This window comes from Telluria beijingensis (genome assembly GCF_030770395.1).
Lineage (GTDB): Bacteria > Pseudomonadota > Gammaproteobacteria > Burkholderiales > Burkholderiaceae_D > Telluria > Telluria beijingensis.
On the sequence record NZ_CP132480.1, the window covers coordinates 5,862,525 to 5,880,972 of the forward strand.

Sequence of the window (18,448 nt, forward strand, 5' to 3'; positions counted from 1 at the left end):
TGGTGTGCTTCAAAAAACCTGCCGGGGTTGGCATCGCGAAGGCGCGAACACCGGCAGCAATCGGTACGGCTTAGTTAGCCCAGGATTGCCAGCGTCGCCACAGCCAGGCCTCAAGGGCGCCGGTTTGGTTGACAGTGTGTTTTTTGGTGAAAAACATGTATAGATGACTTAGTGTGCAGTGCGATTGTGTGCAGCGATCAGGTTCGCCGCGTCGAGTAGCGAATCAACTATACCATCGGATTGAATTTCTTGTACAGGGCGTCCGTGGTTATATCCATATGGGACAGTCAGCACGAAGCAGCCTGCGCCACGGGCGCTTTCGGCATCGTTGGACGAGTCGCCGATCGCCACCACCCGGCTCGGCGCCAGGTCGAGCGCGGCGCAGGCGCCGAGCATCGGCATCGGATCGGGCTTCTTCCTGGCGAACGAATCGCCGCCGAAGACCTGCTCGAAGTAGGGCGCCAGGCCTTTCTGGTCCAGCAGCGGCAGGGTAAAAGCAACAGGTTTGTTGGTGACGCATACCAGGCGCAGGCCGAGGTCGCGCATCGCCTGCAGGCCTTCGAGCACGCCGTCGAACAGGGTGCTGCGGTTGCCGTTGATGGCCAGGTAGTGACGCTGGTAGCCGGCAATCGCGTCGTCATACGCGGCTTCTACCCGCGCCGCGTCCCAGTCCAGGAGCAGCGCATCGCGCACCAGTTTCTCTGAACCCTTGCCGACCAGCGGCTTGATGACGGCCTGGGTGATGGGGCCCAGGCCAAGGTCGGCGCGCATGCCGTTCAGGGCCGCCTCGAAGTCGGGCACCGTGTCGAGCATGGTGCCGTCCAGGTCGACGATGGCGGCCCGGATGCTTGCTGCGCCGGCCCGCATTATTTCGCCACCGTGGCCAATTCGGCGCGCATGGCGTCGATCACGGCCTTGTAGTCCGGCTTGCCGAAGATGGCCGAGCCGGCGACGAAAGTGTCGGCGCCGGCGGCGGCGGCGGCGGCGATGTTCTCGGCCTTGATGCCGCCATCGACCTCCAGCATGATGTCGCGGCCCGACTCGTCGATCATGCGGCGCGCGATCGCGATCTTCTTCAGCGCTTCGGGGATGAAGGACTGGCCGCCGAAGCCCGGATTGACCGACATGATGAGGATCATGTCGATCTTGTCCATCACGTGTTCCAGGTAGTGCATCGGGGTGCCCGGATTGAACACCAGGCCAGCCTTGCAGCCGTTATCGCGGATCAGCTGCAGGGTGCGGTCGATGTGTTCCGAGGCCTCGGGGTGGAAGGTGATGATGTTGGCGCCGGCCTTGGCGAAGTCGGGAATGATGCGGTCCACCGGCTTGACCATCAGGTGCACGTCGATCGGCACGTCCACGTGCGGGCGGATCGCCTGGCATACCAGCGGGCCGATGGTCAGGTTCGGGACGTAGTGGTTGTCCATCACGTCGAAGTGGATGATGTCGGCGCCGGCGGCGACGACGTTGCGCACTTCCTCGCCCAGGCGGGCGAAATCGGCGGACAGGATGCTGGGAGCGATGCGGTAGGTGGTCATGGGACGATGGAGCGGGATTGAATGAAGCCGCTATTCTACGCCGGTCGGGGACCTGGATGCTCTCTTGCGGCCTCTTGCAGCGCCGGATTCCGGCCGCAGGCGGTATCATTGTTGTTGTTTGCGCCACACGGCGCGCCGGCTGCCGCACGGAGCGTGGCGGTCTTGTTCACGATCATCCAAGGAAACCCGATGTCCGCCTACGATTTCACTGTCACCGTCAGAACGCAATACCTGCCGGAGCAATCCGACCCTGACCGGAACCAGTTCGTGTTCAGCTACACCATCACGATCAAGAATACCGGCAGCATCGCGGCCCAGCTCATCTCACGCCATTGGGTGATCCTTGACGCCAACAACCAGATGCAAGAGGTACGCGGACTGGGCGTGGTCGGCCACCAGCCCCTGCTGCAACCGGGCGAACAGTTCGAATACACCAGCGGCACCCAGCTCGGCACCGCCCAGGGCTCGATGCGCGGCGAATACTTCTGCGTGGCCGAGGACGGCCACCGTTTCGAATCGCCGATCCCCGAATTCGTGCTGTCGCCGCCGCGTTCGTTGCACTGATCAACGCTCGGCGTCGTCGTCCTTGCGGTCGACGTCCTTGCGGCCGGCGAACATCGTCCACCAGACGATAAACACGAGCAAGAACAGCGCCACGCCGGCTTCCACCATCAGGATCCACATCTTCGTCTCCATGTCTCTTATATATACGACACGCCGCAGTGTACCCTCCCTGATCGTCCTCGTCTCCCTCGTCAGTGCCTGCACCACGCCGCAGCAGCCGGCGCAGCCGCCCGTCACGATGCCGCCGCCGGTGGGGCCGGTCGTGGTGCCGCCCACGCCGCCCGCCGAGCCGCCGCCCGAGCCGCCCGCGCCGACCCCGCCGCTCACGCCGGTGAGTTTCGCGGCGTTGCCGGGCTGGCAGCAGGACGACCTGCGCCAGGCCTGGCCGGCCTTCCAGCAGTCGTGCAGCGTGCTGGCTTCGCGCGCGGCCGAATGGAAAGCACCGTGCGCGGCGGCGGGCGCGGTCGATGCGCAGGATGGCGCGGCGGTGCGGCGTTTCTTCGAGACCCATTTCGTGCCCCACCAGGTGCGCAATCCCGACGGCAGCGAGTCGGGCCTGGTGACCGGCTACTACGAAGCCATGCTGTACGGCTCGCGCAAGCGCGGCGGCGCCTACCAGGTGCCGCTGTACCGGGTGCCGGACGACCTGGTCACGGTCGACCTGGGCGGCATCTATCCCGACCTGAAGAACCGGCGCCTGCGCGGCCGCCTGTCCGGCAAGACCCTGGTGCCTTACCCGACCCGCGCCGAGATCGACAGCGCGCCGCTCAAGGGCAGGGAACTGCTGTGGGTGAACGACCCGGTGGAGGCGTTCTTCCTCGAGGTGCAGGGCTCGGGCCGGGTGCAGCTCGACAGCGGCGACACCGTGCGCGTCGGGTATGCCGACCAGAATGGCCATCCGTATAAAGCGATCGGGCGCTGGTTCGTTGAGCAGGGTATTTATACGCCGGACCAGGTGTCGGCACAGTCGATCCGCGCCTGGCTGGCGGCCAATCCGTCACGTCGCCAGGAAGTGCTGAACGTGAACGCCAGCTATATCTTCTTCACCGAACAGAAGGTGAGCGATCCCAACGCCGGCCCGCGCGGCGCGCTCAATGTGCCGCTCACGCCGGGCCGCTCGATCGCCATCGACCGCAGCATCCTGCCGCTGGGCGCGCCGGTGTGGCTGTCGACCACCATGCCCAGGGATGGCGCGCCGCTGCAGCGGCTGGTGATGGGGCAGGACGTCGGCGGCGCCATCCGGGGCGCGGTGCGGGCCGATTTCTTCTTCGGCTTCGGGCTTGAAGCGAGCGAGAACGCCGGTCTCATGAAGCAGCAGGGCGCAATGTGGGTGCTGCTGCCCAGATAGGTGGGGCGGGCGCGGAAAACTGTCCATGTCCGTTTTCCGCGAGTTTCGGTTACCGGGCCATGTCAGAATCCCGGTATGGACTTGAACGACCGCACCAGCTGTTACCGCGCCTTGCAGACGCGCCGCATCCTGTTCGCCAAGCAGCTGATCCATGAAACCCGGCTGCCGATGACGTCGGTGGCGATGGCCGCCGGCTTCGGCAGCGTGCGTCGCTTCAACGAAACCTTCAAGGCCGCACGCGGGCGCCGGCTGGCCGGCCGCGGCGGCGGCCCTGGTCGCGGCCTGCGGCGAAGCCTTGCCGGAAGCGCTGGGCCTGCCCGGCCTGGAGCTTACTTTCCCGGACGCCGGGCGGGTCGCCGGCGCCGACCTGTCCGCGCTGCCCATCGCCCCATCCGGCCGCGCCGCACTGAAGGCGCTGGCGCAGGCGGCGTTGCGCGATGGCGCGGCGTTCGAACGGCATGACAGCGATGCCTTCGCCTGCGACGATCCGGTCCTGGTCCAGCGCAGCCAGGCCTGGCGGCCATGGCGCGCCTATGCCGCGCAACACCTGTTTCATCACCCTGTCAACACTTCCACCATCCGACGAGAGGAGATTGCATGAACCACGATGAACTGTTCCATTCGATGCACGAAGGGCTGCTGATGCTGGCGAATTGCTGGGACGGCGGCAGCGCCCGCGTCGCCCAGGCGGCCGGCGCCACGGCGCTGGCGACCAGCAGCGCCGCGGTGGCCTGGTCGCACGGCTATGCCGACGGCAGCCATTTGCCCACCGACCTGCTGCTGGCGACGGTGCGTGGCATCCGGCGCGTGAGCGAGCTGCCGCTGTCAGTGGACATCGAGGATGGTTATGGCGCCGATCCGGCCGGCGTGGCGGTGCTGGTGCGCGAATTGATCGGCGCGGGCATCGCCGGCATCAATATCGAGGACGGCAACGACGCGCCCGAGCTCCTGGCGAGCAAAATCGCGATCGTGCGCGAAGTGGCCGACGCGGCCGGCGTGCGCCTGTTCATCAATGCCCGCACCGACGTCTACCTGCGCGGCCTGGCCGATGGCGACGGCAAACCGGCGGAAACGATCCGCCGGGGCGCGCTGTATCGTGCGGCGGGCGCCAGCGGGCTGTTCGTGCCGGGGCTGCGCGACGAGGGCGAGATTGCCGCCATCGCCGCCGCCGTGGCGTTGCCGCTGAACGTGATGGCGCTGCCGGGCCTGCCGGCGCCTGAACGCCTGCGCGCGCTGGGCGTGCGCAGGCTGAGCGCCGGCTCGGCGATCGGCGAGGCTGCCCAGGGCCTGGTGCGCGATGCGGCCGCCGCCTTCCTCACCACGGGAAGGGTAGAGGCGCCGTCGCCCGGCTATGGCGCCATCAATGCGCTGATGGTGAGCGGCTGACGCCGCTTTCCGGTACGAACGCGCCCCCGGCTGGATCAACAGATTGCTCGACTTTACGTGTACGGAAAGCGCTACAATCGCAACAGTAAGGTTTAACACTATATAAGGATGTTATATGGAATATGCTGACCTGTTGATCGAGAACCACGGCAAGGTCGCCGTGGTGCGCCTGAACCGTCCGAAAGCGCTCAATGCACTGAACGACAATATGATGAACGAGCTGGGCGACGCCCTGCGCAAGTTCGACAAGGATCCGGCGATCAATGTGATCGTACTGACGGGCAGCGACAAGGCCTTCGCGGCGGGCGCGGACATCGCCGCGATGGCCAATTACGATTACCAGGAAACCTACGGCACTAACTATATTGGCCGTAACTGGGAACACATCCTCGACATCCGCAAGCCGGTGCTCGGCGTGGTCTCGGGTTATTGCCTCGGTGGCGGTTGCGAGCTGGCGATGATGTGCGACTTCCTGATCGCCGCCGACAGCGCCAGATTCGGCCAGCCCGAGATCAAGGTCGGCGTCACCCCGGGCGCCGGCGGCACCCAGCGCCTGCCGCGCGCGATCTCCAAGTCGAAGGCGATGGACATGCTGCTTACCACGCGCATGATCGACGCGGCCGAGGCCGAGCGCACCGGGCTGGTGTCGCGCGTCTACCCCGCGGCCGAGGTGATGGAAGAAGCGATCAAGATTGCCCAGGGCATCGCCGAGATGCCGGTGTCGGTGGCGATGCAGATCAAGGATTGCGTCAACCAGGCCTATGAGACTACCCTGAGCCAGGGCGTCGCCTATGAGCGCCGCTACTTCCACGCCGGTTTCGGCACGCCTGCACAAAAAGAAGGCATGTCGGCCTTCCTCGAGAAGCGCAAGCCGGAATTCGACGGCCTGTAAGCGGCGATGGGCAAGCGCAGGGTGTGGCTGGCCTTGCCGGGGGCGCTGATCGCGCTGACCCTGGCGCTGTCGAGTTGCTCGTCGCTGCCGCCGCTCGAGGGCAGGGTGGCGAGCACGGCCTATGCCAACACCGACGACACCCGCCTCGGTAAGGCCTTGATGCCGCTCACGATGGCGCATCCCGGCCTGGCCGGCATCCACGCCCTTGCGGATGGCCGCGACGCCTTTGCCGCGCGCGCCGTGCTGGCTGAGGCGGCCGACCGCAGCCTGGACGTCCAATACTATATCTGGCGTAACGACACCACCGGCAGGCTGATGTTCGACGCGCTCAGAAATGCGGCCGAGCGTGGGGTGCGGGTGCGCCTTCTGCTCGACGACAATAATACGGCCGGGCTCGACGAAATCCTGGCCGCGCTCGACGCCCATCCGATGATCGAGGTGCGGCTGTTCAATCCGAACGGCATCCGCTCGATGCGGGCGGCCGGCATGGTAGCCGATTTCATGCGCCTGAATCGCCGCATGCACAATAAATCGTTCACGGCCGATAATCAGGTCACGATCATCGGCGGTCGCAATGTGGGCGACGAGTACTTCGGCGCGGCGGGCGAGATCTCGTTCGCGGATCTCGATGTGATCGCGGCCGGCCCAGTGGTGCGCGCCGTGTCGGACGATTTCGACCTGTACTGGAACAGTCCGTCCGCCTATCCGCTCGCGCTGCTGGCGCCGGATGCCAAGGCCGCGCCGGCCTTGAAACCGGATGCCGAAGCGCAGGCGTATATCGAGGCGATCAAGCGTTCGGAATTTCTCGAACAATTGGTTGGCGGGAGTTTGCCGCTGGAATGGGCGCGCACCAGGTTTGTCAGCGACGACCCGGCCAAGGTGATGGGAAAGGCGGCGCCGGAAGCGAATATCGCGTTCAAGCTCAAGGAGATCCTGGGAGAGCCGCAGCGCAGCCTGGACCTCGTGTCGCCGTACTTCGTTCCCGGTCCGGAGGGGACTGCCGCCTTCGTCGACCTGGTCAGGAAAGGCACCCGCACCCGGATACTGACCAATTCGCTGGAAGCGACCGACGTCGCGGCGGTACACGCGGGCTATGCCAAATGGCGCAAGCCGCTGCTCGAGGCAGGGGTGACCCTGTATGAACTGCGCCGGGAAGCGACCGACGAGCCGTCGCGCGAAAAGCGCGGCAGCGGAAGCGGGATCGGGAGTTCGGACGCGAGCCTGCATGCCAAGACCTTTGGCGTGGATGGCAACCGGGTCTTCGTCGGTTCCTTCAATTTCGACCAGCGCTCGATCCACCTCAATACCGAGATGGGGATGGTGATCGATAGCCTGGCGCTGGCCACGCGCCTGACCGAGACCCTCGATCGTACTTTGCCAACACGTGCTTATGAAGTGCGGCTGGACGAGCAGGGTGAGGTGGTCTGGGTGGAGCGGCGTGGCGAGCAGGTAATTCGCCATGAAAAAGAACCCGGCACGAGCTGGTTCAAGCGCGCCGCGGTGAAGGCGCTGTCGTGGCTGCCGATCGACTGGCTGTTGTAGTCGCCACACTTTCTTTATTGCCCTCTTGCGGACTCGGCAGTTGGTTTGCTATAGTTCGCCTCCGCTTCTGCACTGACCGAAAAACGCGAGCCAAATCAAACGGTTAGCGCATGGAAGTCAGCAGTGAAAACTGCGACGAAGCGAAACGAAGGGGTTGACGAGGTTTTAGGAATACAGCATAATCTCACTCCTCTGCTGCTGACGAACAAAACGATTCGAAGCAACGCAGGGGCGTGCCGGCCGCCGGCAGCGGCGCGGCCGGCAGCGGCGGCTGCGGCACCGGCTCCATCTTCGGCATGTTGCGGCGGCCGGCGCTGTGCGGCGCTTCCGGCGCCGGACGTGGCGGCAGCGGGTTGTGCGACATGATGACCAGCACCTGGCGGTTGCGGTCGATGCCGGCCAGCGGCTGGCCGACCACGCGCCCGAACGAGCCGGTGGCCTTCTCGACCTGGGTCACGCGCGCCACCGCCAGCCCGGCCGGATACATCCCGTCCAGGCCCGAGGTGACCAGTACATCTCCGACCTGGATGTCGGCGTCCTGGGCCACGAAGCGCAGGTCGAGCTGACCGGTATTGCCGCGGCCATAGACGATGCTGCGCAGGCCGCTGCGCAGCACCTGCACCGGGATCGCCTGGTCCTTGTCGGTCAGCAGCGTGACTTCGGACGTAAACGGGAACACGCGCGTGACCTGGCCGACCACGCCGGCATGGTCGATCACCGGCAGGCCGAGGGTGACGTCGTCGCGCGAGCCGCGGTTGATCACGATGCGGCGGGTGGACGGGTCGCGCGCGTCGTACAGGATCTCGGCCATCTGTGACTGCACCGGCAGTTGCTGCTTGCCTTCCATCAGGCGTCGCAGGTGGGCGTTCTCGGCCATCTGGAACTGGGCCTGCTGCAACAGGCGCGCCTGCACCAGCTCCTGGTGCTTGAGGGCCTGCACTTCTTTCTGCAAGGTGGAGAGCGACGAGAAGTAGTCGTCCATATTGGCCAGCGCCTCGCGCGGCACCAGGGCCGCCATCTGCAGCGGATAGAGCACGGTGGCGGCCACCTGGCGCACGCCGGACAGCAATCCCATGCGGGCGTCGACGAACAGCAGCACGACGGCGATCAGCGCGCAGACCGTCGCCTTGACTCGTGCAGGGGCGCCTTGTTTGAACAGCGGCGGAGGACTGTATTCCATGACGTCCGTTGGTGATAACCCGGGCGATCAATACGGCGGCGGGCAGCGGCGCGCAGCTTGTGACCGCACGCCCTGCCCGCCCCGGTCGATCGCGCGCGTCTTATTCGTACGAGAAAATCGAACCCAGCTTGTCCATGCGCTCGAGGGCCATGCCCGAGCCGCGCACCACGCAGGTGAGCGGGTCTTCCGCGGCCAGCACCGGCAGGCCGGTTTCTTCCATGAGCAGGCGATCGAGGTCGCGCAGCAGCGCGCCGCCGCCGGTCAGCATCATGCCTTTTTCAGCGATGTCGGCGCCCAGTTCCGGCGGCGCCTGTTCCAGCGCGTTCTTCACGGCCGACACGATCTGGTTCAGCGGATCGGTGAGGGCTTCGAGGATCTCGTTGCTCGAGATGGTGAACGAACGCGGGATGCCTTCCGACAGGTTGCGGCCCTTGACTTCCATTTCCTTGACTTCGGAGCCCGGGAACGCCGAGCCGATCGCCTTCTTGATCGCTTCGGCGGTCTGTTCGCCGATCAGCATGCCGTAGTTGCGGCGGATGTAGTTGACGATGGCTTCGTCGAACTTGTCGCCGCCCACGCGCACCGAGCCTTTATAGACCATGCCGCCCAGCGAGATGATGCCCACTTCGGTGGTGCCGCCGCCGATGTCGACCACCATCGAGCCGGTCGCTTCCGAGACCGGCAGGCCGGCGCCGATCGCGGCCGCCATCGGTTCTTCGATCAGGTAGACCTGCGACGCGCCGGCGCCGAGCGCCGATTCGCGGATCGCGCGGCGCTCGACCTGGGTCGAGCCGCACGGCACGCAGATGATGATGCGCGGCGACGGACGGAAGAACTTCGAGTCGTGCACCATGCGGATGAACTGCTTGAGCATCTGCTCGGTGACGGTGAAGTCGGCGATCACACCATCCTTCATCGGACGGATCGCTTCGATATTGCCCGGCACCTTGCCCAGCATCTGCTTGGCTTCCTTGCCGACTGCCTGGATGGTTTTCTTGCCGTTCGGGCCACCTTCCTGGCGGATCGCGACCACCGACGGCTCGTCCAGGACGATGCCCAGGCCGCGGACGTAGATCAGCGTGTTGGCGGTGCCGAGGTCGATCGCCAGGTCATTCGAGAAGTAGCTGCGTAAAAAACCAAACATGGGTGTCCTGATGCGCATCAATGTGCGCCTAAACATTGATCGGGGATTCTGTGCCGCGCCTGCCAACCGGAGGGCATCGCGGGCTTCGTCTACGCCGGTGCCAGGCTTTCGGCACGACAACGCATTAGCCCGCCATTCTACCTTATAATTTGTCGTTTACATGCTGAATACCGGTGGTTTTCCCCACGGATTTGCAAGCGATTTGAACGGTGTTTGCAGGGTTTTATCGCCCGTAAGAAGCCGTTCGCTGACAACTTGCTAACATTCATTATTCGTCGAATCATTTTTCGCGCGGCCCTGGCCGCGCCATACTGCCATGTCCCTGACCCTTTCCGACGTAAAACGCATCGCCAACCTGGCCCAGCTCGACATGGACGACGCCCATGCCGAGACCGCGCTGGCCGAGCTGAACGGCATCTTCGCGCTGGCCGAGCAGATGCAGGCGGTCGACACCACCGGCGTGGCGCCGCTGGCCCAGCCGCTGTCGGCCATCCTGGCGCTGCCGCTGCGCCTGCGCGACGACGCGGTGACCGAAGAGAACCGCCGCGAGGACTACCAGGCGCCGGCGCCGAAGGCGCAGGATGGCCTGTACCTGGTGCCGAAGGTCATCGAGTAATCCGCCCCAGAAAATCGCTAAAGAATCGACACGCACATGCACAACAAGACCATCAAGGAGCTGTCCACGCTCCTGCACTCGAAACAGGTGTCCGCGACCGAACTGGCGCGCCACTACCTCGGCCGCATCGACGCCAGCGGGCACAACGCCTTCCTGCACGTGGACCACGAACTGACGCTGGCCCAGGCGGCCGAGGCGGATTCCCGCCTGGCGCAAGGCACGGCCGGCCCGCTGACCGGCGTGCCGATCGCGCACAAGGACATCTTTGTCACCCGCGGCTGGCGCACCACGGCCGGCTCGAAGATGCTGGACGGTTACATCTCTCCCTTCGATGCGACCGTGGTCGACCGCTTCAGGGCGGCCGGCATGGTCACCCTGGGCAAGGTCAACCTCGATGAATTCGCGATGGGGTCGGCCAACGAGAACTCGGCTTACGGCGCGGTGAAGAATCCCTGGGATGCGCAAGCGGTGCCCGGCGGTTCGTCCGGCGGCTCGGCGGCGGCGATCGCCGCGCGCCTGGCGCCGGCCGCCACCGCGACCGACACCGGCGGCTCGATCCGCCAGCCGGCCGCCTTCTGCGGCGTCACCGGCATCAAGCCGACCTATGGCCGCGTGTCGCGCTTCGGCATGATCGCCTTCGCCTCGTCGCTGGACCAGGGCGGCCCGATCGCCCGGACTGCCGAGGATTGCGCGCTGCTGCTGAACGAGATGGTCGGCTTCGACGAGCGCGATTCGACCAGCCTGACGGTCGAGCAGGGTAATGTGCGCGAGGACTACACGCGTGACTTGAACAAGCCGCTGGCCGGCCTGCGCATCGGTGTGCCTTCGGAATACTTCGGCGAGGGTCTCGCGGCCGACGTCGAAGGCGCGGTGCGCGCCGCGCTCGATCAATTCGTGGCGCTGGGCGCCGTATTGGTCGACATCTCGCTGCCGAAGACGGCGCTGTCGATCCCGACCTACTACATCATCGCGCCGGCCGAGGCCTCGTCGAACCTGTCGCGCTTCGATGGCGTGCGCTATGGCCACCGCGCCAGCGAGTACAAGGATTTGCAGGACATGTACCGCAAAACCCGCGCCGAAGGTTTCGGGGCCGAGGTGAAGCGGCGCATCCTGGTCGGCACCTATGTGCTGTGCCACGGCTACTACGACGCCTATTACGTGCAGGCGCAGAAGATCCGGCGCCTGATCGCGGACGACTTCCAGGCCGCGTTCGCGGATAAATGCGACGTGATCATGGGACCGGTGGCGCCGACGGTGGCGTGGGACCTGGGCTCGAAGACCAACGACCCGGTGGCGAACTACCTGGCCGACATCTTCACCCTGTCGACCAGCCTGGCCGGCCTGCCCGGCATGTCGATCCCGTGCGGCTTCGGTTCCGGCGACAAGAACGGCAAGCGCCCGGTCGGCCTGCAAATCATCGGCAACTACTTCGCCGAGGCGAAGCTGCTGAACATCGCGCACCAGTACCAGCAGGCGACCGACTGGCATACCCGTACGCCCGAAGGCGTTTAAACGCGCACCGATCGGTTGGGTGGACGGCTTTGCCGTCCACGCGTTCAACCAGCGCCAGCACAGAATAGAGAGAAATACTATGCAATGGGAAGTCGTCATCGGTCTTGAGAACCACGTGCAGCTCACGACCCAATCGAAAATCTTCAGCGGCAGCTCGATCCGCTTCGGCGCCGAGCCGAACACGCAGGCCAGCCCGGTCGACCTGGCGCTGCCGGGCGTGCTGCCGGTGCTGAACCGCGGCGCGGTCGAACGCGCGATCCGCTTCGGCCTGGCGGTCGGCGCGAAGATCGCGCCGCAATCGGTCTTCGCGCGCAAGAACTACTTTTATCCCGACCTGCCGAAGGGTTACCAGATCAGCCAGTTCGAGGATCCGGTCGTCCAGGGCGGCACGGTCAGCTTCGCCTACGAGAAGGACGGCAAGCTGGAAACGAAGACCGTCAACCTGACCCGCGCCCACCTCGAGGAAGACGCCGGCAAATCGCTGCACGAAGATTACGCCGGCATGAGCGGCATCGACCTGAATCGCGCCGGCACGCCGCTGCTCGAGATCGTGTCCGAGCCCGAGATGCGCAGCGCCGCCGAGGCGGTGGCCTATGCCAAGGCCCTGCACTCGCTGGTGATGTGGCTGGGCGTCTGCGACGGCAATATGCAGGAGGGTTCGTTCCGCTGCGACGTCAACGTCTCGGTGCGTCCGATCGGCCAGAAGGAATTCGGCACCCGCTGCGAGATCAAGAACCTGAACTCGTTCCGCTTCATGGAAGAAGCGATCCACTACGAGGTGCGGCGCCAGATCGAGCTGATCGAGGATGGCGGCAAGGTGGTGCAGGCGACGCGCCTGTGGGACCCGGACCGTAAAGAGACGCGTTCGATGCGCACCAAGGAAGACGCGCAGGATTACCGCTACTTCCCCGACCCCGACCTGCCACCGCTGGTGATCGGCCAGGACTGGATCGACCGCGTGAAGGCCGAGATGCCCGAACTGCCGGGCGCGATGCGCACCCGCTTCACCAGCGACTACGGCCTGCCGGAGTACGACGCCCTGGTCCTGACCGCATCGCAATCGATGGCGACCTATTACGAAGCCGTGGTCGCAAAAGCCGGCAAGGAAAACGCCAAAGCCGCCGCCAACTGGATGATGGGCGACGTCTCGTCGACCCTGAACCGCGAAGGCGTCGACCTGGCGGAATCCCCGGTGAGCGCCGCGCAGCTGGCGTTGCTCTTGACGCGCATCGCCGACGGCACGATCTCGAACAAGGCCGCAAAAGAAGTCTTCGCCGCCATGTGGGAAGCCAGATCGGACGACGAAGCGCTGGCCGACACGGTCATCGACCAGAAAGGCCTGAAGCAGATCTCGGACACTGGCGCCCTGGAAGCGATCGTCGACGAAGTCCTGGCCGCCAACGCCAAATCCGTCGAACAATACCGCGCCGGCAAAGAAGCCGCCATTAACGCCCTGATCGGCCAAACGATGAAAGCCTCGAAAGGCAAGGCCAACCCAGCCCAGGTCACCGAACTGCTAAAACAAAAACTCGCCGGCTAAAACCCTAGCCAATCCCGAATGAGGGTCAGAGTAGAATTATTGAGCAATTTCCCACAATTGCCGATAATTCGACTCTGACCCTCACTCTATTTACAGCCAAGAAATTTCTCGAACCACGCGCTCCGTCCCCACTTAATAGGCAAATAAGAGAATTGCCTAATAATTCTACTCTGACCCTACGTAATAAGACGCGCGAAAATTCGCTTTAGCCAACAATATATAGGCGCGATCTTCAAGCCAGCACAGAACTTCTACTGCTTTTCACCTTAGGAAATTAAACCACTTCCGCCGAGCAAACAAATAAATAGGGTCAGAGTTGAATTGTTTGGCAACTTTAGAAAATTTCCCAATAAATCGACTCTGACCCTAATTAATTTGCAAGACTTTCCGCAAATCTAAATTAGGGTCAGAGTCGAATTGTTTGACAACTTTGAGGAATTGCCCAACAAATCGACTCTGACCCTAATTAATTTGCAAGACTTTCCGCAAATCTAAATGAGGGTCAGAGTCGAATTGTTTGACAACTTTGAGGAATTGCCCAACAAATCTACTCTGACCCTAATTGATGGGCTATTGATTTAGGTGCCGTAGCGGGTGCGGTAGGCGGCGACGGCGTCCTTGTGCTGGGACAGGCTGGCGTCCTGGGTGTGGGTGTCGAGGTAGGTGAAGAGGTCGTCGAGGTTGGCGATCGAGATGACCGGGATGTTGAATTCGCGCGAGACTTCTTGTACGGCGGACAGTTCGGACAGGGCGTCGTCTTTTCCCGAGCGCTCCATGCGGTCCAGGGCGATCAATACCGCGGCCGGCTCGGCGCCGGCGGCGCGGATCATTGTCACCGATTCGCGCACCGACGTGCCGGCCGAGATGACGTCGTCGATGATCACGACCTTGCCCTGCAGTTTCGCGCCGACGATGGTGCCGCCCTCGCCGTGGTCCTTCGCTTCCTTGCGGTTGTAGGCGAACGAGGTGTCGCGGCCCTTCGCCGCCAGGGCGACGGCGGTGGCGCTGGCCAGGGTGATGCCTTTGTAGGCGGGGCCGAACAGCATGTCGAACGCGACGCCGGAGTCGAGCAGGGTCTGGGCGTAGAACTGGGCCAGCTTGCCCAGCGTGGCGCCGTCGTGGAACAGGCCGGCGTTGAAGAAGTACGGCGACAGGCGGCCGGCCTTGGTCGTGAATTGGCCGAACTTCAATACCTCGGCCTCGACCGAAAATCCGATGAATTGCTGGCGCAGGTCGCTCTGTTGTTCACTCATGTACTTCTCCCACTGAATGTCGAAAGCGGCTATTTTAATCCGTCGGGGCCGCGGCGGCGACTACCCGCGCGGCCTCGCCCGGGTCGACCGGCTTGACCAGGTGGCGCTCGAAGCCGGCCGCGCTGCTGCGCGCATGGTCGGCCGCCAGGCCGTAGCCGCTCAGCGCGACCAGGCGGCAGCCCCGCCCGCCCGGCAGCGCGCGGATGCGCGCGGCGAGCTGGTAGCCGTCCAGCACCGGCAGGCCGATGTCGAGCAGCGCGACGGTCGGATGGAAGCGATCGACTGCTGCCAGTGCGCTCACCGGGTCGTGATAGACCTCGACCGCATGGCCGTGCGCGCGCAGCAGTCGGCCCAGCGTATCGGCGCCGTCGACGTTGTCGTCCACCAGCAGCACGCGCTGCGGCGCGCCAAGCGGTTCCGCCGCCGGCATCGACCCGAATAACGCCTGCATGGCGATGGCGCTGCGCAGCGGCAGGCGCACCACGAATTCGCTGCCCAGGCCACGGCCCTCGCTATGCGCCTGGACGCTGCCGCCATGCAGTTCGACGATGTTCTTCACCAGCGCCAGCCCGATCCCGAGCCCGCCTTCCGAGCGGTCGATGCTGCGCTTGCCCTGGTAGAACAGCTCGAACACCTGGTCGCGCACCTCCGGCGCGAGGCCGATGCCGGTGTCGCGCACGCTGATCTCCACCGCATCCGGGCCATCGCGCCGCACGCGCAGCCACAGCCGGCCACCCGGCTCGGTGTAGCGCGCCGCATTGGTCAGCAGGTTGGACACCACCTGCGCCAGGCGCACCGGATCGCCCTCCCACTCCAGGCCGGGCTCCACGTCGACCTCCAGGCGGTGGCCGCGCTGCTCGACCAGCAGGCTCGCCATCTCGACCGCCTTGCCGGTCACCCGCGCCAGCTCGACCCGCTCGACCTTGAGCTCGATCTTGCCGCGCGTGACGCGCGACACGTCGAGCAGGTCGTCCACCAGCCGCACCAGGTGATCCACCTGGCGCTGGATGATCTCGCCCTCGCGGCTGTGCGCGCCGTCGCCGCGCATGCGCATCAGCTGCAGCGCGGTGACGATCGGCGACAGCGGATTGCGCAACTCGTGCCCCAGCATCGCCAGGAACTCGTCCTTGGCCTGGCTGGCCGCCCGCAGGTCGACCAGCAACTGCTCGCGCTCGCGGTGGGCGCGCTCGATCGCCTGCCGGCTGCGCACATGTTCGGTGACCTCGACCGCGACCGCGATCACGCCTTCGGGCCGGCCATCGGCCCCCATCAACGGCTCCAGGCTGAACTTGAAATAGCGCTCGCAAGGCTGGCCCTGGGCGTCGAGCCGGGACAGGACCAGTTCTTCGGCCTCGTAGCGCGTACCGGTCGCGAAGACGCGCGCGATCTCCTCCGCCACGCTGCCGCCATGCAGGTCGGGAAAGGCCTCGCCGAAGGTGCGGCCGACCAGGTCGCTGCAGTCGAACAGTTCGCAATAGCGGTTGTTAACGAGGTGGAAGCGCAGCTCCGGCCCCACCAGCAGGGCCGCCGCCACCGGCGCGTTGAGCAGCATCGCATCGCGCTGGGCCAGCGCCACGTCGCGCTGCTGGCGCTCGGTGGCGTCGCGCGTGAAGCAGCGGGTATGGCGCAGCCGGCCATCCTCGAAATGCCCGTTCGAGTGGATCAGCACGTGCTTGATCGAGCCGTCCTTGCAGCGCAGCCGCGCCGGCTGGTCGTACAGCGTCCCGCCCGACAGCAGGGTCGCCAGGATGTAGTCGATGGTGGCCGGATCCTCATGGAATTCGGCGATGTGGCGCCCGACGTATTCGTCCCACTCATAGCCGAGCATCTGCAGTTCGGCGCGGTTGGCCCACAGGATGGTGCCGTCCGGCCCGACGCGGTGCAGCCCTTCGACCGCGTTCTCCACGAAGTCGGTCAGCTCGGCGGTCGAGGCATCATGCGAACAGGCGCCGGAAGCGACGATGTCCGCGAGGAGCGGTTTGTCAATGTTCATGGAGTAGGAAGAATGACATCGACGCGCAACGATCGCGCGCGGCCAGTCGTGAAGGGAATGCCCAGTGTAACAGATCGTTGCCTAGCTTCACCTTCCCTACGGCATTTACGCAACAGTCGGCAGGCATGACGGACGGTTCAAAAACGCGCTACACTGTCCCGCTTGTTGCCGGAAGTCCATGACTCCGGCCCATCCATTACCCGTACCGCCATCATCATGCCACGAATTATTTCCGCCAACCTGAACGGCATCCGTTCCGCCCACAAGAAAGGCTTCTTCGAGTGGCTCGCCACGCAAGACGCCGACTATATCTGCGTCCAGGAGCTCAAGGCCCAGGAAGCCGACATGAGCGAGGACTTCCTGCGCCCGCACGGCTACCACGGCCATTTCCACTACGCCGAGAAGAAGGGCTACTCGGGTACCGGCATCTACAGCCGCGGCGCCCCGGACAAGCACCGCATCGGCTTCGGCTGCGTCGAATTCGACGCCGAAGGCCGCTACACGCGCTGCGATTTCGGCGACCTGACCGTGATCTCGCTGTATGCGCCGTCCGGTTCCTCGTCGCCCGAGCGCCAGCTGGCCAAGTTCCGCTTCATGGAAGTGTTCCTGCCGCACCTGCAGGAGCTGCAGGCCGAGGGCCGCGAGATCGTGATCTGCGGCGACTGGAACATCGCCCATAAAGAGATCGACCTCAAGAACTGGAAAGGCAACCTGAAGAACTCGGGCTTCCTGCCGGAAGAACGCGCCTGGATGACGCGCATCTTCGACGAACTGGGCCTGGTCGACGTGCACCGCGGCCTGGATCCGCGTCCCGAGCAGTACACCTGGTGGAGCAACCGCGGCCAGGCCTATGCCAAGAACGTGGGCTGGCGCATCGACTACCACGTCGCCACCCCGGGCATTGCCAAATGCGCGAAAACGGTCTCGGTCTACAAGGACGTCAAGTTCTCCGACCACGCGCCCTTGATCATCGACTACGAGCGCTGATCGTCCGCATCAAGGCCAGTCGAGCGTGAACTGGCTGTCGAAGCTGCGCGGCTGGCCGCTCAAGGGATCGTCGAACGCGATCGAGCGCGCCAGCAGCTGCAGCGGCGCGCTGAAGTCATCTCCCTTGCACGGCAGCGCCACCGGATAGAAGGCATCGTTCACGATCGGCGCGCCGAGCGACGACAGGTGCAGCCGCAGCTGGTGCTTGCGTCCCGTATGCGGATGCAGGCGATACCGCGCGAGCAGCCCGCGCTGCTCGATCAACTCGACCAGTGTCTCCGAATTCGGCTCGCCCTCCACCTCTTCGCTCACAAAAAACTGCTCGGCATCCTGCATGCGGCTGCTGTAGGTAAAGGGGAAGTCGCGCCCCGGCATGACCGGCGCCAGCGCCTCGTAGGTCTTCCTCACCACCCGTTTCTGGAACATCGACTGGTACGCCCCGCGCGAGTCGGGATTGTGCGAGAAGATCACCACGCCCGCCGTCTCGCGGTCGAGGCGGTGGATCGGCACCAGGTGCGGCAGATCGTGCGCGCGCTTCAGGCGCACCAGCAGCGTCTCCTTCAGAAAACGCCCGGTCGGGATGGTCGGCAAAAAATGCGGCTTGTCGGCCACCAGGATGTGCTCATCCTGGAACAGCACTTGTTCGTGGAACGGGATCGGCGTCTCGGGCGCTTCCAGCTCGCGGTAATACCAGATGCGCATGCCCTGCCGCACATGGCTGTCGGGGCCCAGGGCAGCGCCTTTGGCATCGACGATTTCGCCACGCGCCAGGCGCGCCGCCCAGGCCTCGCGGCTCACGTCCGGAAACCGCTCGCAGAGAAAACGCAGCATGCCGCCGGCGCGGGTCTCGGTCAGCCACAGGTAGCTGGGCGCGACGCCGTCGCGGGTCGGCAGCGGCACGTGGGCATTGGCTTCGGCCTGCCGGCCCTTGACGACGACACGGCCCATCAATG

17 protein-coding genes and 1 pseudogene are annotated in these 18,448 nt (G+C 64.9%); 11 read left to right on the forward strand and 7 right to left on the reverse strand.

Going from position 1 to position 18,448, the window contains the following annotated elements; translation table 11 throughout:
* Positions 1-168 precede the first annotated feature (168 nt).
* On the reverse strand, positions 169-867 hold the full coding sequence (gene gph, locus Q9246_RS25795; protein ID WP_306394246.1) for a phosphoglycolate phosphatase: 699 nt from the start codon (positions 865-867) through the stop codon (positions 169-171).
* A complete protein-coding gene (gene rpe, locus Q9246_RS25800; RefSeq protein ID WP_306394248.1) occupies positions 867-1,538 on the reverse strand; it encodes a ribulose-phosphate 3-epimerase in 672 nt (223 codons plus the stop codon). The genes gph and rpe overlap by 1 nt, the downstream gene beginning before the upstream one ends.
* Before the next feature lie 189 nt (positions 1,539-1,727).
* Here rpe and apaG point away from each other — a divergent pair, with 189 nt between their 5' ends.
* From apaG to Q9246_RS25835, 7 genes and pseudogenes are all read left to right on the forward strand, one after another.
* Positions 1,728-2,102 carry a Co2+/Mg2+ efflux protein ApaG gene (gene apaG / locus Q9246_RS25805; RefSeq protein ID WP_306394249.1) on the forward strand — a complete coding sequence of 125 codons (375 nt, stop codon included), beginning with the start codon at positions 1,728-1,730 and terminating at the stop codon, positions 2,100-2,102.
* Between the two features lie 130 nt (positions 2,103-2,232).
* Positions 2,233-3,450, forward strand: coding sequence for a murein transglycosylase A (gene mltA, locus Q9246_RS25810; protein WP_306394251.1), 1,218 nt, complete (start codon positions 2,233-2,235; stop codon positions 3,448-3,450).
* Between the two features lie 75 nt (positions 3,451-3,525).
* A pseudogene (locus tag Q9246_RS25815) lies at positions 3,526-3,681 on the forward strand (helix-turn-helix domain-containing protein); the annotation flags it as partial.
* A gap of 64 nt (positions 3,682-3,745) precedes the next feature.
* Positions 3,746-4,051, forward strand: coding sequence for a hypothetical protein (locus tag Q9246_RS25820; protein WP_306398285.1), 306 nt, complete (start codon positions 3,746-3,748; stop codon positions 4,049-4,051).
* Positions 4,048-4,836, forward strand: coding sequence for an isocitrate lyase/PEP mutase family protein (locus Q9246_RS25825; RefSeq protein WP_306394253.1), 789 nt, complete (start codon positions 4,048-4,050; stop codon positions 4,834-4,836). Before Q9246_RS25820 ends, Q9246_RS25825 begins: the two co-directional genes overlap by 4 nt.
* 115 nt (positions 4,837-4,951) lie before the next feature.
* Complete coding sequence (locus Q9246_RS25830; RefSeq protein WP_306394254.1) at positions 4,952-5,728, forward strand: enoyl-CoA hydratase; 777 nt, start codon at positions 4,952-4,954, stop codon at positions 5,726-5,728.
* Positions 5,729-5,734: 6 nt separating this feature from the next.
* Positions 5,735-7,270 (forward strand): phospholipase D family protein, encoded by a 1,536-nt coding sequence (locus tag Q9246_RS25835; protein WP_306394255.1) that lies wholly within the window; start codon positions 5,735-5,737, stop codon positions 7,268-7,270.
* Positions 7,271-7,454: 184 nt separating this feature from the next.
* Here Q9246_RS25835 and mreC read toward each other — a convergent pair whose 3' ends face one another.
* Together mreC and Q9246_RS25845 are read right to left on the reverse strand one after the other, a co-directional pair.
* Complete coding sequence (gene mreC, locus Q9246_RS25840) at positions 7,455-8,450, reverse strand: rod shape-determining protein MreC (protein WP_306394257.1); 996 nt, start codon at positions 8,448-8,450, stop codon at positions 7,455-7,457.
* Between the two features lie 100 nt (positions 8,451-8,550).
* The gene (locus Q9246_RS25845) at positions 8,551-9,594 is read right to left on the reverse strand and encodes a rod shape-determining protein (protein ID WP_005667820.1); all 1,044 of its coding nucleotides are present in this window, start codon (positions 9,592-9,594) and stop codon (positions 8,551-8,553) included.
* Positions 9,595-9,910: 316 nt separating this feature from the next.
* Between Q9246_RS25845 and gatC the strand changes: the two genes are divergently transcribed.
* The 3 genes from gatC to gatB all read left to right on the forward strand — a co-directional run bounded on the left by gatC (position 9,911) and on the right by gatB (position 13,262).
* Positions 9,911-10,210 carry an Asp-tRNA(Asn)/Glu-tRNA(Gln) amidotransferase subunit GatC gene (gene gatC / locus Q9246_RS25850; protein WP_005667818.1) on the forward strand — a complete coding sequence of 100 codons (300 nt, stop codon included), beginning with the start codon at positions 9,911-9,913 and terminating at the stop codon, positions 10,208-10,210.
* Positions 10,211-10,246: 36 nt separating this feature from the next.
* A complete protein-coding gene (gene gatA, locus Q9246_RS25855) occupies positions 10,247-11,722 on the forward strand; it encodes an Asp-tRNA(Asn)/Glu-tRNA(Gln) amidotransferase subunit GatA (RefSeq protein WP_306394259.1) in 1,476 nt (491 codons plus the stop codon).
* A gap of 64 nt (positions 11,723-11,786) precedes the next feature.
* Positions 11,787-13,262, forward strand: a complete 1,476-nt coding sequence (gene gatB / locus Q9246_RS25860; protein ID WP_306398273.1) for an Asp-tRNA(Asn)/Glu-tRNA(Gln) amidotransferase subunit GatB — start codon at positions 11,787-11,789, stop codon at positions 13,260-13,262.
* 578 nt (positions 13,263-13,840) lie between these two features.
* On the opposite strand, the gene pyrE is transcribed toward gatB, so the two are convergent.
* Positions 13,841-14,515, reverse strand: a complete 675-nt coding sequence (pyrE, locus tag Q9246_RS25865) for an orotate phosphoribosyltransferase (RefSeq protein WP_306394261.1) — start codon at positions 14,513-14,515, stop codon at positions 13,841-13,843.
* A gap of 34 nt (positions 14,516-14,549) precedes the next feature.
* A complete protein-coding gene (locus tag Q9246_RS25870) occupies positions 14,550-16,508 on the reverse strand; it encodes a hybrid sensor histidine kinase/response regulator (RefSeq protein WP_306394263.1) in 1,959 nt (652 codons plus the stop codon).
* Positions 16,509-16,724: 216 nt separating this feature from the next.
* Between Q9246_RS25870 and Q9246_RS25875 the strand changes: the two genes are divergently transcribed.
* Positions 16,725-17,495: an exodeoxyribonuclease III gene (locus tag Q9246_RS25875; protein ID WP_306394265.1), complete on the forward strand. Its 771-nt coding sequence runs from the start codon at positions 16,725-16,727 to the stop codon at positions 17,493-17,495.
* 9 nt (positions 17,496-17,504) lie between these two features.
* Here the strand turns inward: Q9246_RS25875 and Q9246_RS25880 are convergent, their stop codons facing one another.
* Complete coding sequence (locus Q9246_RS25880) at positions 17,505-18,443, reverse strand: pseudouridine synthase (protein ID WP_306394267.1); 939 nt, start codon at positions 18,441-18,443, stop codon at positions 17,505-17,507.
* Between the last annotated feature and the right edge of the window lie 5 nt (positions 18,444-18,448).